This is a genomic window from Streptomyces sp. NPDC058683 (assembly GCF_042716195.1).
Lineage (GTDB): Bacteria > Actinomycetota > Actinomycetes > Streptomycetales > Streptomycetaceae > Streptomyces.
The window spans coordinates 125,190-139,683 of sequence record NZ_JBHXSK010000006.1; the positions used below are offsets into that span (position 1 = coordinate 125,190).

Below are 14,494 nucleotides of genomic sequence, written 5' to 3' on the forward strand. Positions count from 1 at the left end.
GCGCCGCGGCGGAGGATGCCGACCGTGCGCCGGACGGCCGTACCGGCGTCGTAGCCCGCACCGCGCCCCGACAGCGACCCGAAAGTGAGCGGGGATGGCACAGGCAACCACCGGCCGGGCCGCCGTGGGTGACGCGGCGGTACGCATCGAGGAGCACGACCGCCTGCTGGTGCTGCGCTCCGGTACCCCCGCGCCGGCGGGCGATGCCGATGTCGACGACCTCGTGCGCGTGCTGCGCTGGGCCGGCGACCCGACGGTCACGCTGCTCTCCGACCCGGGGACCATGGCGCAGGCGGACTTCTGGCCCCGCCTGAGCGGACTGCTGGACTCGCTGCGCGCGTCCGGCCGTACCGCCGTACGCCTGGCGATGGCGGGCACCGGCGCGGAACGCCCGGGCCACCCGGCGTTGGCCCGGCGGATCGCCGACGGCTGGGGCGTCACCGTGGAGGCTCCCGCCGCCGCGGTGCACAGCGTGCCCGGTGGCTCGCTGTACGCCCCCGGCGGCTGGCTGGGGTTCGCCCCCGGTGCCGCCTCCCCGGTGCCGATCGGCGCGCGCTGCCCGCGACCCGCGTGGGAGGTCGCGCTCGACGCGGTTCCCGGACACACCGCGGGCGGGCACGTGATCGAGCGGATCCCCGCAGGCCTGTTGCTGCGGCCCGCGCGGGCGCCCGGCACGGCTCCGGGCGATCTGTACCACACCGTTCCGCTCGACCCCCGGCGGCTCACCGTGGTGGTGGGCGGCCTGCCGGGAGACGAGGTGGCGGCGGACGACGTCGCCGCTCTGCTGTCCGTCCTGCCCGAACCGGTGCGCGACGGCGTGCGGTTGGCGCCCGGCGGCCCCGGTGACCTGCTGCCGCTCGCCCAGCACGTGGCCGGCCGGCTCGGCGCCGCGGTGGTGGCCGCCACCGGGCTGCCACTGCTCACCGTCGGCCCGTCCGGAGGCACCCGCGGTGTCCGATCCGTCGTGCTCGGAGCGGACGGCGCCCCCGGCTGGCTGCCGTTCGTCAACGCCGCCGAGTGCCACCCCGCCCGGGAACCCCGGCTGCTGGGCTGTTCGGCACCGCTCCCCGGCGTGGACGGCACGCCGGACGGCGCGGTCCGGCTCACCGACCGCTGGTGGGTGACGGTGACCCGGGCGGGGCTGTGGGTCGGTGCGCACGGTGCCGTCAGCCCGGGTACGGGACTCGCGGTGGCTCCGGAGGGACCGGTCGTCGAGGCCGGTGTCCCGGGGGAGCGGCCGGACCACTCGCTGTGGCCCGCGCTGGACCGCCTGCTGGGCTCGCTGCCGCCGCAGGTGTGTGCGAGCGCCACGCTCCAGGTGTACGGCACCACCGCGGACGATGCTCCCGCACTGCACGGACTGGCTACCCGCCACGGCGTGCGCACCCGGGCCCCGTCGACCCCGGCACCGGCCGCGTCCGGCGGGGCCGAGGTCGTCCCGTACGCGCGCACCCCCGTCGCCGAAGTCACACCGACCGTGCCCCGCACCACGGCGAACCCGGCCGTGCCCCGCACCACGGCGAACCCGGCCGTGCCCCGCACCTCGACCGGTCCGGTCGCCACACCGGCCGTATCCCGCGCCTCCGCCGATCCGGTCGCGACATCGGCCGTGCCCCGTACCGCCGCCGATCCGGTCGCCGCGCCGGATCTCGCCGGAGCCTGGGAGCATCTGATCCGGGGGCGGGAGGAGCTCGCGGCGCCCCGGCAACCGGTGGTCCCCGACCCGCCCGCCGGGCCCGATCTCGACGAGGCGTGGGAGTACCTGAGGCGGCGGCCCGCACCGGCCGCCGTCTCCGCGGAGGGGCGGACACCCCGGCCGGGCCCGGCCCGGCCCGACGCCACCGAGCCGGTACGGCCGGCGCCCGCCCGGTCGTCCTTCCGCGCCGGCCACCGCAGCAGTCCCGCGGAGCACACGGCCCTGCGGCTGCTCGCCGGACCGGCCTGGGAGCGGCACGCGCCCGCCGTCGCCCGCGCGCTCGGGAGGCTGCCGGCCATGGCCGACGCCGAACGGGAAGCCGCCGAAGCGGACCTGACGGCGCTTCGGCTCTACCTCGACGAGGCGGGCGGCCTGCTCGACCACCTCGCGCTGGCCGCGGCCTGCCACGGCCGCGACGACCGGCTCCTGCCGTTCGCCGCCTGTCTGGTGTCGGCGCTGCGCCGGCTGCCGACGCACCGGGGCGCGGTCCTGCGCGGCGCGGGCTCCGCGCTGCCGCACGCGGAGGACCCGGAGAACGACCCGCTGCGCCCCGGCACCGTACTGCGGGACCGCGCTCCGCTCAGCGGGGTGCGAGCGGCCGGGGGAGCGGGCCGGCCGCCCGGCCCGCGGTACGCGATCTGGTCGGTGACCGGCCGGCTCGCCCGGCCGCTGTTCCACGCCCCCGACGGGCCCGAGGAGGTCCAGGAGGTGGTGTTCGCCCCCGGCACACCCTTCATGATCCTCGACGTACGGCGCGCCGGGCCGTCCCCGGTCGTCCTGCTGCGCGAACTGCCCGCCTCGGGCGGGGCACCGGCGTCCGCACCGGGCCAGGACACGAACGCCGAACTGGGCGAGGCCGACCGGGCCGCGCTCGCCGGCCTGGACGAGGCGCTGCGCGGCCGGGGCGGCCAGACCGGCGGCGGAGGCTGGCCGGAGCGGTGCGCCGGCCCCGTGGGCGAGGGTCCCTGAACGCCCGGGCCCGAGCCGATATATGACGTCACATCAAGTCCCCTGCAGTGCAGGGGACTTCCGGCATGCCCGCCGTCGCACCGCCCCGGATCGGGACACCGTCCGCCGGGTCCCGGGGACACCGGAACGGGGATCTGTCGACCTCCCGCCTCCGCTGCGACGCTGAACTGGACCGGTATCAGGCCACCCGGAGAGGAGCAGTACGGTGACCGACTTCAAGGTGACACCGGAGCAGATTTCGCTGGCGGCGACGTCGTGCGACAGCACGGCGGCGGAGATCGACGGACAGCTCTCGACCCTCAAGTCCTACGTGGTCAACATGGAGGGCTGGTGGCAGGGCATCGCCCAGGACACCTTCCAGGCCCTCATGCAGGAGTACGACATCTACTCCCGCATGCTCCACGACGCACTCACCGACATCGCCAGCGGGCTGCGCGGCAACTACGTCAACTACACCGAGACCGAGCAGCAGAACATCACCTCGATCAACAACATCGAGGCCGGCATGCCGAGCGCGAACCTCGGCTGACAGACCGTCGAACCAGCGGTCCCCGACCGACCCACACAGCATCCGGCAACACCAGGGAGTGATCATGGCAGGAAACATCGACGGCTCGAACATCGTGGTCAGGGAGGAACTCGCCGGCTCGGGCGCGTACATCAACGGCCTCGCCAAGACCATCGCGGACGAGCTCCACGACCTCATCAACAAGCTTCAGCCGGTCCTCGCCGGCGGGGACTGGAACGGCGCCGCACAGCAGTACTTCGAGGGCCTGGAAGCGGAGTGGAACTACGCCGCCAACGGTCTCTTCGGTCCGGGCGGCGTGCTCGGCGAGATCGCCAACGCGATGCACGTCAACTGGAACAACTACTCCGAGGCCGAGTGGGCCAACTCCCGCACCTGGCAGCACCGCTGACCGTCGCCCCAGCGGCGGAACACCCCTGCATCCTGAGGAATCGTCATCGTGGATGAGCACTGCCGTATCACCGTCGTCGGCGAGCGCCGGAAGGTGGACCTCGCGGTCCCGGCCGGCGCCCCGATCGTGAGCTACGCGGACACCCTGGCGCGCCTGTGCGACCAGCGGGAGTCCGACATCATGCCGGCGGCCTGGACCCTGGGCGCGGCGACCGGGAGTGCCTTCGCCCCGGAGTGGTCGCTCTCGGAACTGGGCGTCACCGACGGGCAGGTTCTCTACCTGCGTGACGCCACCGCCGACGAGCTGGACGACCCGGTCGTGCACGACGTCGCCGAGCGGGTCGCCGAGGTCTCCGAGGGCGCCCTGGACCGCCGGTGGGACGTCCGCTCCCGCACCTACACCCTGACCGCGCTCGCCCTGGGCTGGCTCGTCGCCACCCTGTTCGTGCTCGCCGCCCGGCACCGCCCGGGCACGGGCGTCCTGCTCGACCTCGCGCTGGCCGCGGGGCTCGCCCTGCCCGTGCTGGCGTGGGTCGCGATGGAGCGCGGCTGGTCCGTCCCGGCGGCTCTGCGGATGACGATGGCCCTGTGCGCGGTGCCCGCGCTGGCCCTGTGCGCCTGGTCCGCAGCCCTGGGCTACGGCACCGAACAGCTCGGTGTGGAAGGCGTCATGACCAGGACCGGGCTGGCCGTGGCGGCCCTGGCCCTCGGCGCGCTGCTCGGCGCCTTCCTCGCCGCCGTGGCGGCGCCGGCGGTGACCACCTCCGCCACCCTGTTCACGGCCGCCGTCGCGGCGGTGCTCGGCATCGTCCTCGCGGCGCTGCGGGCCAGCGGGATCCAGACGGCCTGCGTGGTCGCCGTGGTCGCGTTCGCCCTGCTCACCGTCGTGCCCTCGGCTGTCAGCGGCACCGTGGCCTTCACCTGGCGGCGGGTCAGGATGCGGGTGCAGGAGGAGCCCCGTGACGACGAGGTCGCCCACGCCGTACGCGCCGCGACCGTCCTGCTGGCGACCTGGAGCGGCGCCCTGAGCCTGGTCCTCGGCGGCGGGCTGGTGGTCATGGCGGCCTCCGGCTCCCCGTACGCCAACCTCGCGGCCGGGCTGCTGGGGCTCGCGGTCCTGCTGCGCGCCGGGTCGGCCCGGCTGGTCGCCGAGGTGGTGCCGCTGCTGGTGGCCGGTACGGCCGGGCTGTTCACCCTGCTGATCACCGGCCCCGAGCGTTTCGGCTCGGGGAGCTGGCTGGGGCCCGTGTGCAGCGCCCTGACCGCGGCCGTGCTCCTGGTCTACGGATTCCGGCGCATGATGCGCCGCCCGGACCTGCCGGCGATGGCACGGCCCCGGTGGCTGGCCGGCTTCGGCTCGGTACTGGCCGGCGGCAGTGTCGCCCTGACGGTGGCGACGTTCGGCGCGTTCGGCGCCATCGTCAGCCTGGGGCACCACATCTGACGAGTCGTCACCATACGGCCGTATGGCCACACGGCCGTATGGCCGTACGACTGTGACCGCCGACCCGCACAAGGCTGTGCGGGTCGGCGGTCACGACGGAGCTTCATAACGCGGGGCCTGACGGCTTTACCGTGGAAAGGGCGTGGTGCGATGTCAGGCGGCGGAGGAGTACCCGGCGGGGGAGAAGCCGCCGGCGAGCGCGGGGCTGCGGAACTCGTCCTCCTGGAGCAGGCCGAGTTCGATCGCCTTCCGGGTGAGGTCCGCCTTGTTGCGGACGTTCAGCTTGTTCCTGATCCGCTTCACGTAGGTGCTGACCGTGGCCTCCGTCAGGCCCATCCGACGGGCGATCTGACCGTGCGTCAGCCCCGTGGCCAGCAGCCGCAACGCCTCCCGCTCCCGGTGGGCGAGGGCCGGGGCGGGCGTGCCGGCGGGCTGCCGCAGTTCGTGGTGGAGCCGGGTGGCGAGGCCGGGCGCGATGTGCAGACCGCCCAGCGCGACCGTCTCGACCGCGCGCAGCAACTCCTGCTCGCCCGCCTGCTTGCCGACACAGCCGTAGGCCCCGGCGCGCAGCGCGTCGGTCACCGGCTGCCAGCCCGCGAAGTCGGCGACCACCAGCACCCGTCCGCACTGCGTGAGGGCGGCGACGGTCTGGGCGAGCGACGGTCCGGGCTGCGGCGGAGCGCCGTAGACGATGACGTCCAGGCGCTGCGCGTCGGCCTCCGGCAGCTCCGCGGGGTCCGTGGCCAGCGCGACCACCCGCAGCAGCGCGCTGCCGGAGAGCAGGGTCTCCAGACCCAGGCGCACCAGGCTGTGCTGCTCGACAACGGCGATCTGAGAAATCTGGGGGGACATTGCGCTCCTGCCATTGTCAGGTTCGGGGAGTTCCTGAGTAAGAACGTAGCCGCCGCGTCAGCCCCCATCCCCGCTCTGGGCCCCGTGAGAGAAAACACGTGAACCTGCCCGTGACCTCGTACGTAACTCAAGTTGGGTGCCTTGCGGCCGAGTAGCCCACCCGTGCGCCCGCACCGCGGCCATTCATCCGGCCGTCCCTTTCCCTTTGCCTTTCCCAGGATTATTCAGACACTCAACATTGAGGGGTGCTTTCCCGCATGATTGATGAGGACTGGCGCGAGTTCTCCTCCGCATTCGCCGAATCCGTACGGCCGGAGGACCCGCGAGGCCTGACCGGCAAGCGCATGCTCGTGGTGAGCGTCTCCACGCTCCTCGCCGTCGCCCTCGGCGCGCTGGTGTACGGCGCGCTCGGCGGCCCGGCCTTCGCACTGCCCAGCGAGGTCAAACCCATCGCCCCCAGCCCGGACGCCACGCCCTACCAGGCCGGCGGCCAGAGCTCGGGACAGACCTGGAAGGCCATCGCCGGCCCCGACTGCGCGGCGAGCAGCGACGGTTCGACCAGCTTCGCCGCGTACGGCTACTCCACCGGGACCGACGCGGACGGCACCACCGCCTGGACCCAGTCGGACAGCGGCGCCTACACCGGCGAGGCCTGCACCGGCGGCTACCTCTCCATGCCGGTCTCCGGCAAGGCGAGCGCCTTCGACGCAAGCCGGTACGCCCTGTGGAAGTACGACTTCAGCTCCCGCTTCACCGTCGCGTCCTGCCGGATCTCCAGCTTCGTGCCCACCAACTCCTCCCGCACCCTGGTTGGCGGCTCACCCGCGTACTTCTACTACTACGGCGACGACTACACCGCCGGCGCCGAGACGGACAAGCAGCAAAAGGCGCTCGGCGGCTTCATGGTCGACCAGGTCGGCAAGAAGCAGCAGGGCCGCTGGTTCACCTCCCCCTCGTTCACCGTCCGGACCGGCCGGGTGACCGTCAAGCTCGTGGACGCCGGTGCCGAGAGCGCCGACGCGGCCGAGGGTGTCCATGTCGCCGCCGCGCAGGTGCGGCTCACCTGCACCTCGACGTGACGGCCGGGCTGCGCGTCGCCCCCCGCGGCTGGGGCACGTACAAGACCATCGTCGCCGCCGTCCGCGAGGCCCCCGAGGGGGCCGTGATCTCCGTCCAGCCCGGCACCTACACCGAGAGCGTCGTCCTGGACCGCGACATCACCCTCGCCGCGGAGAAGGGCCGCGGCACGGTGAAGATCGTCGCCGGTGCCCACGGCCCGGCACTCACCGTGCAGAGCCCCGGCGGCCGGGTGCAGGGCCTGGTCCTCGAAGGACGCGGCAAGGAACCCGCCGTCCTCGTCACCGCCGGCGCGGTGGAGATCTCCGGCTGCGAGATCATCGGTGCCGGCGCCCAGGTCACCGGCACCGCCACCCCCGTCTTCCGGGACTGCGAACTCCACCACACCGGCGACATCGGCCTCTATCTCGCCGGAGACAGCCGGGCCGTGGTCGAGAACACCGGCATCAGCGACGTGGACGCCGTCGGCATCCTGGTGGACCACGGCGCGGCCCCCACCCTCACCCGGGTCTCGGTGACCCGCACCGGCGGCCACGGCATCCGGATCACCGGCGCGGCCCGCGCCGCCCTGGAGCTGTGCGCCGTCACCCACACCGGGGCGGCCGCCGTCGCCGTGGACGACAGCGCCCGGCCCGTGCTGCGCACCTGCCGGATCGGGGACAGCGAGGCCGGGGGAATCGTCATCACCGGCGATGCCGGGGCCGACACCGCCCCCGACGACGACACGGCCGGTGAAGCGCCGTCCGCCGGGGGCGAGTTCGGGGTCGCCCTGCGCGGCTGCGAGATCGCCCGCACCGGCCGGGACGCGGTGCACGTCACCGGCCGCGCGGTCGCCTCCCTCATCGACTGCCGGATCAGCGACATCCGTGCGGCCGGCGTCGTCGCCACCGGCGCCGGCCGGCTGCGGCTGCAGGACACCACCACCACCGACACCACCGGCTCCGGCCTCGCGGCCGGCGGCGAGGCACAGGTGGAGGTACGTGGCGGAGCCTTCACCCGCTCCGGCGCCAACGGCGTCTACGCCTCCGAAACCGCCCACCTCACCCTCACCGACTGCGCCGTCACCGTCTCCGCCTACACCGGTGTCCACGCCGGCGACGGCAGCCGGGTGACCCTCCACGACAGCCGCGTCCAGGGCACCCCGGAACACGGGCTGCGCAGCGTGGACCAGGCCCTGCTGACCCTCATCGACACCAAGATCGACGACACCGAGCTGTGCGGCATCGAGGTGGACGGCGGCGACCTGTCCGCCCGCGGCTGCCGGATCACCAAGGCCGCCACCGGCATCGGACTGCGCACCGAGCACCGTCCCCTCGTCGACGACTGTTCCGTCAGCTCCTGCTCCGGCGTCGGCATCGACATCGGCGCGGGCACCGCCGCGCTCGTCGTCGACACCCGCGTCACCGGCACCGGCGCCGCCGGGGTCTTCGTCCGGGAGGGCGCCGCCGCCTGGCTGACCGACTGCTCCATCACCGACACCAAGGGCACCGGCCTCGTCGTCCAGGCGAAGGCCGCGCCCCGGGTCCGCGGCACCACCGTCACCGGCACCGCGAAGAACGGCCTCTACATCGCCGACAACGCCGCCGGCCGCTTCGAGGACTGCGACATCAGCGCCACCGGCTTCCCCGCCGTCTACGTCGGCAGCGCGGCGACGCCCCTGCTGCGCGGCTGCCGTATCCACGACACCGACGAGGACCTCAAACTCGCCGACGGCGCCGAACCGGTGATGGAGCGCTGCCGGGTCGACGACGTGAAGATCAGCACGATGCCGGAGGAGGCACTGGGCGGCGGCGAACCGCTGCCCGCACCGGGCGCCGGGGCGCTCGCGGTGGCGCCCGGCGGGCGGGCCGGCGGTTCCTCGACGCCGGAGTCCAAGAGCACCGGAACCCGGCAGACCCGAGCGGAGAGCCTCTCCGAGGTGCTGGCCGAACTCGACGACCTGATCGGCCTGGAGAGCGTCAAACAGGACGTCAGCACCATGGTCAAGGTCATGCAGCTGGTCCGCCAGCGCACCGAGGCCGGCCTCGCCGCCCCGCCGCTCAGCCGGCACCTGGTCTTCGCCGGCAACCCCGGCACCGGCAAGACGACGGTGGCGCGCCTGTACGGCCGTATCCTCGCCGCCCTCGGCCTGCTCTCCCGCGGCCACCTGATCGAGGCCGACCGCGGCTCCCTGGTCGGCGAGTACGTCGGCCACACCGCGCCCAAGACCACCGCCGTCTTCAAACGCGCCCTGGGCGGCGTCCTGTTCATCGACGAGGCCTACGCGCTCACCCCGGCCGGGCAGGGCAACGACTACGGCCGCGAGGCCATCGCCACCCTGGTCAAACTGATGGAGGACCACCGGGACGACGTCGTGATCATCGTGGCCGGCTACCCCGACGAGATGGAACGCTTCGTCGACATCAACCCGGGTCTGGCCTCCCGTTTCACCCGCACCCTGATGTTCGACGACTACGGCAGCGAGGAACTGGGCCGCATCGTCGAGTTCCACGCGGCCAAGCACGAGTACGAGCTGCCGCAGGACACCCGCGAGGCCCTGCTCGGCTACTTCGGCGCGCTCGTCCGCGACGACCGTTTCGGCAACGGCCGTACCGCCCGCCAGATCTTCCAGCGAATGACGGAACGGCACGCGCAGCGGGTCGTGGAACTGGTCGAGCCGACGACCGACGACCTGGTGACCCTGCTCCCCGGCGACCTGCCGGCCGTCGCCGTGGAGTGAGGTACCGGCAGGGCAGCAGGGCACACGGAACGGCGCCCGGCCGAGAAGTCTGCCGGGCGCCGTTCGACGTGCGCTGAACTCGCTATATCGCCAAGCCCGACTCCGTGTCACTTATCTGCACCGCCGGCTGAGCGGTTGTCGGATCCGTCATGGACGACTTCGCGTCCGTGGCCGCGTAGGTCTGGCCGGCGTTGTTCAGCAACGCGGTGAAGCTGCCCATCAGCTCGATGCCGCCGGCGCCGTCCTGCATGACCTTCGTCAGCTGCGGGTTGATCGCCTCGGCGAACTGCTTGCCGCTTTCGGCGAGTTCGTCCGGGACCCAGGTCGCCGTCCGGCCGCCGGAAAGAATGTGACCATTCTTCTGGCCGAACAGATTGGGGTCGTCGATGGCCGCCTGCACCCTGGTCCGCAGCGTTTCGTACGCGCTCGTCGCGTTCGAGACGGCATCGAGGAAAGTCTGCTCCGCGGCCCGCAGCGCGCCCAGGTCGATCGAGAAGGCGTTGGTGTCCGGAAGCGGGGGTGGACTGTCGCCCGACCCGCCTCCCGGCTCGGTGGGCACCAGGTCGGGGGAGGTGGTGTAGGCCATGCTCAGCTTCGGCATGGTCACCATCTCGTCCGGCGGCTCGTCGTCGTCCGAGTCGTCGGTCGGGTCGGTCGTCGGCGTGACCCCGTAGATCTCGGAGTAGGTCTCGGCCGCGTCTTCCTGGTCGTCGTGATCGCCCGCGTCCGGGTCCACGTTCGGTACCCAGGGGTCGCTCTGGTATTGCGATGCGTGCGGGCTTACGTCTTCGCTGTCGCCCATGGGACACCCCGCATTCTTCGGTCATCGGCCTTTTTGAATGGCCTATCCATGGTGCCGGGATATCGAGCGCCGCTCGACGTCCCCGTTCCAGGACGTCCCCCTGGTCAGGAACAAGGATCTACGCAAACTCCTGCCATTCCACGACCCTTAACGTGCGGACACATAGGGAGTCGCCGGCGGGGAGAGGAGACGGGGCGAGATGACCGATGCGCACACCGATGGCGAGGCGTTGATCTCCCTGGACCGGGGGCTGTTCGAACCCGCGACCGCGTCGACGGACCAGGAAGGCCAGACGCCGAATACATCGGATGCACCGGATTCCGGGAGTTCCACTCTGGCGGAACCGGTGGCCGACGGTCACGGCTCTTTTCCCGACGCGCCCGGTCAATCGCCTGACGGCGGCCCGCTGATCGACCTGGACAGGTCGTTCTTCACACAGGCGACCAGCGACACGGACGCGACCGCCCACTCCGGCCATGAAAACCATGAAGATCATGAAGGCCATGGAGTTCATGAAAGCCACACGCCGCCGGATCACACGGACGCGGGCAATACAGTATCGGCCCGCGACAACACACAGCCGATTTACAGCACTTCGCAGACGGAGCCGACGCCCGCCTCGCACGAGGGCGAGACCCATTCGGCCACATCCACGTCCGCGTCACCGGAATCGGGTGCGACGACGACCACCACGGGTGCCGGCGACACAGATCCCGGCCAGACGGCACCGGACGACCAGCCCCTCACCGAACGCACCATCGACGGGGAGCATGTACTGGGTTCCGACACCCAGGACGGCGGCTGGATCTCCCAGGACGGCACGGTCTACGTCTCCAGCGACGGCACGGTCGAGCACGGCTTGACGGCACCGGACGGCGCGTTCCTGGTACATGGTGAAGTGCAGCAGATCGACGGTCAGACCGTTTACGGCACGCGTTTGGACGACGGCTCGTTCCTGTCGGAGGACGGAACGACGATGGTCACCGCCGACGGCGAGATCGAGCACGGGCACACTTCGCCGGACGGCCAGTTCCTCACCGAACGGACGGTTGACGGCCAGGATCTGTGGGGTTCGGACACTCAGGACGGCGGGTGGATTTCCGAGGACGGGACGGTCTACGTCTCGAGCGATGGTGCGGTGGACCATGGCCTGACGGCACCGGACGGTGCGTTTCTGGCGAATGGCGAGGTGCGCACCATTGATGGTGCGCAGGTGTACGGGACGCGGTTGGACGACGGGTCGTTCTTGTCGGAGGACGGGACGACGATGGTCACGGCCGGCGGCGTTGTGGAGCACGGGCAGACCACGTCGGACGGGCAGTTCGTCACGGAACGGACGGTTGACGGCCAGGATCTGTGGGGTTCGGACACGCAGGACGGCGGGTGGATTTCCCAGGACGGGACGGTCTACGTCTCCAGTGATGGTGCGGTGGAGCACGGCCTGACGGCACCGGACGGCGCTTTTCTGGCGAACGGTGAAGTGCAGCAGATCGACGGTCAGACCGTTTACGGCACGCGTTTGGACGACGGCTCGTTCCTGTCCGAAGACGGAACGACGATGGTCACCGCCGGCGGTGTGGTCGAGCATGGGCAGACCACCTCGGACGGGCAGTTCGTCACGGAACGGACGGTTGACGGTCAGGATCTGTGGGGTTCGGACACTCAGGACGGCGGGTGGATTTCCCAGGACGGGACGGTCTACGTCTCCAGTGATGGTGCGGTGGAGCATGGTTTGACGGCGCCTGATGGCGCGTTTCTCGCCAATGGTGAGGTACGCACCATTGATGGTGCGGAGGTTTATGGCACGCAGTTGGATGACGGGTCGTTCTTGTCGGAGGACGGGACGACGATGGTCACGGCCGGCGGCGTTGTGGAGCACGGGCAGACCACGTCGGACGGGCAGTTCCTGACCGAGCGGACCGTCGACGGTCAGACGATGTGGGGTTCGGATACTCAGGACGGTGGGTGGGTTTCGCAGGACGGGACGGTCTACGTCTCGAGTGAGGGTGAGATCGAGCATGGGCTGACGGCGCCGGACGGTTCGTTTCTGGCGAATGGCGAAGTGCAGCAGATCGATGGTCAGACGGTTTATGGCACGCAGTTGGATGACGGGTCGTTTCTGTCGGAGGACGGGACGACGATGGTCACCGCCGACGGCGTCGTCGAACACGGGGAGATCTCGTCCGACGGGCAGTTCCTGACCGAGCGCAGCGTCGACGGTCAGACTCTGCTGGGCTCGGACACCCAGGACGGTGGGTGGATCTCCGAAGACGGGACCGTCTACGTCTCGGCGGACGGTGCGGTCGAGTACGGGCAGACCTCGTCGGACGGATCGTTCGTGCCAGACGGCGCGGCGTCCGGCACGGACGGCACGACGACGGTCACGGACAACGGCACCACGACGGTCGCGGACGACGGCACGGCCACCGTCGTGGATGACGGTTCCGCCGACGGCGGGACGGTCACGTCGGACTCGGCCGAGGAGACCGGCTCGGACGAGTCCGAGGAGTCGACGTCGGACAGCACTTCCTCGCTCACCGCGCGAACCGTCGGCGGGCAGACGCTGCTGGGCACCGACACCCAGGACGGCGGCTGGATCTCCCAGGACGGCACGGTCTACGTCTCCCCCACGGGTGAGGTCGCGAACGGGCTGACCTCGCCGGACGGTACGTTCCTGCCGAACGGACAGGTGCGGACCGTCAACGGTCAGCAGGTGTACGGAAGTGTCCTGAGCGACGGCACGTGGGTGTCGGAGGACGGCACCGTCGAGATCCAGTCCGACGGCACGGTCCTGAACGGACAGACCACGGCGGACGGGCAGTTCCTCGTCTCACGGACCGTCGACGGCCAGACGCTGCTGGGGAGCGCCACCCAGGACGGCGGCTGGATCTCCCAGGACGGGACCGTCTATGTCTCGGCGGACGGCGAGGTCGAGCACGGCATCAGCACCCCGGACGGCAGTTTCCTGAAGGACGGGGTGACCAAGACCCTGCCCGACGGCACGGTGCTCTACGGCTACATGTCGGGCGGCGACTTCTACTCCTCCGACGGGACCACCGTCGTCCTGGCGGACGGCACCGTGCTCACCGGCACCCTCGACACCCAGAGCGGCATCTTCACCGCGTCCAACGGCTCCACCTACCTCGTCACCGACGACGGAGTCGACAGCGCCACCCTGCAGAGCGACGGCTCCTACGTGCTCGCCGACGGCACGACGGTGATGACCCCCGGGGCCTGGGCCGTCGACATCGGTCAGTTGGGTGAGTCCATCACCCTGGTCCGGCACCGGGCCGATGTGATCGAGGACAACATCAACACCATCCAGGATCAGTATCGCGTCGTCGAAGACGCCTGGAAGGGCCCCGCCGGCAATTCGTTCAGCGATATCTCCACCCAGGTCAACAAAGTCATGAGAGACCTCCAGGATCTCCTCACCGACATGATCGAGCGCATGATGACCAGCAAGGAGAACTACATCTCCGCCGAGAACGCCAACGTCAGCAATTCGCAGGGCTCCTGAGGAGGCATCAGCCAATGTCGCACATTCCCCACGACTACAACGCCGTCACGCTCTCGGTGGATCCGAACAGTCTCAACGCCGCCTGCGACCAAGTGACCTCGGCCGGCCAGAACATCAGTGACGCGCTCGCCGACATCATGAACTCCCTGAGCGAACTGCGACTTTCCTGGACCGGAGACGCGGCGGACGTCGCCAACGATTTCAACACACGCTGGACGACGGTGACGGAGCAGCTCTACGGCACGCAGGCGGATACCTCCAAAGGTGTCCTCAACATCCTGACCACGGGCATCGGGAAGGCCGCGCAGAATTACGCCAACTGCGAGGGTGCCATCAAGACGATGTTCTTGAATTTCCACACCGGGATAGTGCAGGCCGGCAGTGGCTCGACCTCCTCCGGTTCGCCGACCGACGTCGTGGACCAGCCGAGCGGCGCGCCGGGCAAGAACTACCACACCACCGCGGTCAACGAAACCGGATTCTGAGGTAACCCCCGATC

At 71.0% G+C, this 14,494-nt stretch carries 10 protein-coding genes; 8 read left to right on the forward strand and 2 right to left on the reverse strand.

Annotated features, from left to right (window positions below; translation table 11 throughout):
- Positions 1-94: 94 nt before the first annotated feature.
- From ACFWXC_RS08750 to ACFWXC_RS08765, 4 genes are all read left to right on the forward strand, one after another.
- Positions 95-2,665, forward strand: a complete 2,571-nt coding sequence (locus tag ACFWXC_RS08750) for a hypothetical protein (protein WP_384475241.1) — start codon at positions 95-97, stop codon at positions 2,663-2,665.
- A gap of 205 nt (positions 2,666-2,870) precedes the next feature.
- Complete coding sequence (locus ACFWXC_RS08755) at positions 2,871-3,194, forward strand: WXG100 family type VII secretion target (RefSeq protein ID WP_384475244.1); 324 nt, start codon at positions 2,871-2,873, stop codon at positions 3,192-3,194.
- 64 nt (positions 3,195-3,258) lie between these two features.
- Positions 3,259-3,582, forward strand: a complete 324-nt coding sequence (locus tag ACFWXC_RS08760) for a WXG100 family type VII secretion target (RefSeq protein ID WP_384475247.1) — start codon at positions 3,259-3,261, stop codon at positions 3,580-3,582.
- A gap of 48 nt (positions 3,583-3,630) precedes the next feature.
- The gene (locus tag ACFWXC_RS08765; protein WP_384475250.1) at positions 3,631-5,025 is read left to right on the forward strand and encodes an EsaB/YukD family protein; all 1,395 of its coding nucleotides are present in this window, start codon (positions 3,631-3,633) and stop codon (positions 5,023-5,025) included.
- A gap of 153 nt (positions 5,026-5,178) precedes the next feature.
- Here ACFWXC_RS08765 and ACFWXC_RS08770 read toward each other — a convergent pair whose 3' ends face one another.
- Complete coding sequence (locus ACFWXC_RS08770) at positions 5,179-5,877, reverse strand: response regulator transcription factor (protein ID WP_384475253.1); 699 nt, start codon at positions 5,875-5,877, stop codon at positions 5,179-5,181.
- A gap of 257 nt (positions 5,878-6,134) precedes the next feature.
- On the opposite strand from ACFWXC_RS08770, the gene ACFWXC_RS08775 reads away from it, so the two are divergent.
- Together ACFWXC_RS08775 and ACFWXC_RS08780 are read left to right on the forward strand one after the other, a co-directional pair.
- Positions 6,135-6,956, forward strand: a complete 822-nt coding sequence (locus ACFWXC_RS08775) for a hypothetical protein (RefSeq protein ID WP_384475256.1) — start codon at positions 6,135-6,137, stop codon at positions 6,954-6,956.
- The gene (locus tag ACFWXC_RS08780; protein WP_384475259.1) at positions 6,953-9,673 is read left to right on the forward strand and encodes a right-handed parallel beta-helix repeat-containing protein; all 2,721 of its coding nucleotides are present in this window, start codon (positions 6,953-6,955) and stop codon (positions 9,671-9,673) included. The genes ACFWXC_RS08775 and ACFWXC_RS08780 overlap by 4 nt, the downstream gene beginning before the upstream one ends.
- Positions 9,674-9,755: 82 nt before the next feature.
- On the opposite strand, the gene ACFWXC_RS08785 is transcribed toward ACFWXC_RS08780, so the two are convergent.
- Positions 9,756-10,475 carry a hypothetical protein gene (locus ACFWXC_RS08785; RefSeq protein WP_384475261.1) on the reverse strand — a complete coding sequence of 240 codons (720 nt, stop codon included), beginning with the start codon at positions 10,473-10,475 and terminating at the stop codon, positions 9,756-9,758.
- A 199-nt stretch (positions 10,476-10,674) separates the two neighbouring features.
- Between ACFWXC_RS08785 and ACFWXC_RS08790 the strand changes: the two genes are divergently transcribed.
- Both ACFWXC_RS08790 and ACFWXC_RS08795 read left to right on the forward strand, forming a co-directional pair.
- A complete protein-coding gene (locus ACFWXC_RS08790; protein WP_384475264.1) occupies positions 10,675-13,995 on the forward strand; it encodes a WXG100 family type VII secretion target in 3,321 nt (1,106 codons plus the stop codon).
- A 14-nt stretch (positions 13,996-14,009) separates the two neighbouring features.
- Positions 14,010-14,480, forward strand: a complete 471-nt coding sequence (locus ACFWXC_RS08795; RefSeq protein WP_384475267.1) for a WXG100 family type VII secretion target — start codon at positions 14,010-14,012, stop codon at positions 14,478-14,480.
- Positions 14,481-14,494: the final 14 nt, after the last annotated feature.

Excerpts from the sequence above, each read along its gene's own strand:
- ACFWXC_RS08760 (WP_384475247.1), top strand. The coding sequence starts at position 3,259 with ATGGCAGGAAACATCGACGGCTCGAACATCGTGGTCAGGGAGGAACTC.
- ACFWXC_RS08790 (WP_384475264.1), top strand. The coding sequence starts at position 10,675 with ATGACCGATGCGCACACCGATGGCGAGGCGTTGATCTCCCTGGACCGG.
- ACFWXC_RS08785 (WP_384475261.1), bottom strand. The coding sequence starts at position 10,475 with ATGGGCGACAGCGAAGACGTAAGCCCGCACGCATCGCAATACCAGAGC.
- ACFWXC_RS08775 (WP_384475256.1), top strand. The coding sequence starts at position 6,135 with ATGATTGATGAGGACTGGCGCGAGTTCTCCTCCGCATTCGCCGAATCC.
- ACFWXC_RS08795 (WP_384475267.1), top strand. The coding sequence starts at position 14,010 with ATGTCGCACATTCCCCACGACTACAACGCCGTCACGCTCTCGGTGGAT.
- ACFWXC_RS08750 (WP_384475241.1), top strand. The coding sequence starts at position 95 with ATGGCACAGGCAACCACCGGCCGGGCCGCCGTGGGTGACGCGGCGGTA.
- ACFWXC_RS08770 (WP_384475253.1), bottom strand. The coding sequence starts at position 5,877 with ATGTCCCCCCAGATTTCTCAGATCGCCGTTGTCGAGCAGCACAGCCTG.